1 protein-coding gene and 1 pseudogene are annotated in these 894 nt (G+C 65.5%); both read left to right on the top strand.

Going from position 1 to position 894, the window contains the following annotated elements; all coding sequences use genetic code 11:
• Nucleotides 1–140, top strand: a pseudogene (locus tag MKK65_RS07700) (IS630 family transposase); the annotation flags it as partial.
• A 401-nt stretch (nucleotides 141–541) separates the two neighbouring features.
• Nucleotides 542–787 (top strand): hypothetical protein, encoded by a 246-nt coding sequence (locus MKK65_RS31500; RefSeq protein WP_409565380.1) that lies wholly within the window; start codon nucleotides 542–544, stop codon nucleotides 785–787.
• The last annotated feature ends 107 nt before the right edge of the window (nucleotides 788–894 follow it).

The following is an 894-nucleotide window of genomic DNA, read 5'->3' as shown; positions in this document are numbered from 1 at the left end:
TCGTCGATCTACAGGCAGCCATCAACCGCTACCTCGCCGAACATAACCTCGACCCGACCCCCTTCCGCTGGAAAGCCGACCCAGACACCATCATCGCGGCCGCAGCACGGGGGCATCAAACGTTGGATTCAATCCACTAGCTAGAATATCCGCTTACATAACCGACCTCCTAAGCGGCGAACCAGCGACTTTCGGCCAGTTTCGGTCGATGGCTGTCCCAGGGACACAGAAGCCTCGACGATCGTTTGTCGGGCGGGTCGTCCCGGTGGCGACCGTCCATTGCCATGTCGAGACGGCGCAGCCGGGAACTGATCGGTTGTAGCGATCTTGCACCCCGGGCTGCGACGGCAGGAGCCCATCCAAGCAGGGTACTATGCCCGACCGCCGATCCGTCCTTCTGACACTCACCGCAACCGCGGCGCTTACTTCGACACGCCGCGCGGCCGCCGTCGGGGCGCCGGAACGGATCCCGCTGTGGCCGGGCGTACCACCCGGCGGCGGCGGACCGCGAGGGTCGATCACCCGGGACGACAGCGGCGCGGTGAGCAATATCGCCGACCCCGTCCTTGAGGTGTTCATGCCGGAGAACCCCAGTGGCGTCGCAGTCCTCGTGGCGGGCGGCGGTGGCTACACGCGCATCGGCATCGTGAAGGAGGCGTTCCCAGCCGCCTTCTGGCTCGCGGCACAAGGCATCACCGCTTTCGTACTCACCTACCGCCTCCCCAGTGAGGGTTGGAATGCAGGGCCCGTGGTGTTGATCGGCCCCCACAGGGTGGTCCAAGGTTAAATTTAGTGCGCGGTAGGCCGCTCCGCCACGGGTAGCTTGGCCGGCGGAGCTGGTCGGGCGAGCGCAGCCGGCCAAGCAGTGAAGGCTGGCATAAACACCTCTGGTGC

Origin of the sequence: Methylobacterium sp. J-001, from assembly GCF_022829565.1 — a bacterium.
GTDB lineage: Bacteria > Pseudomonadota > Alphaproteobacteria > Rhizobiales > Beijerinckiaceae > Methylobacterium.
The sequence above is the reverse complement of the archived record's forward strand: the minus strand, read 5'-3'. Positions and strand labels throughout refer to the sequence as shown.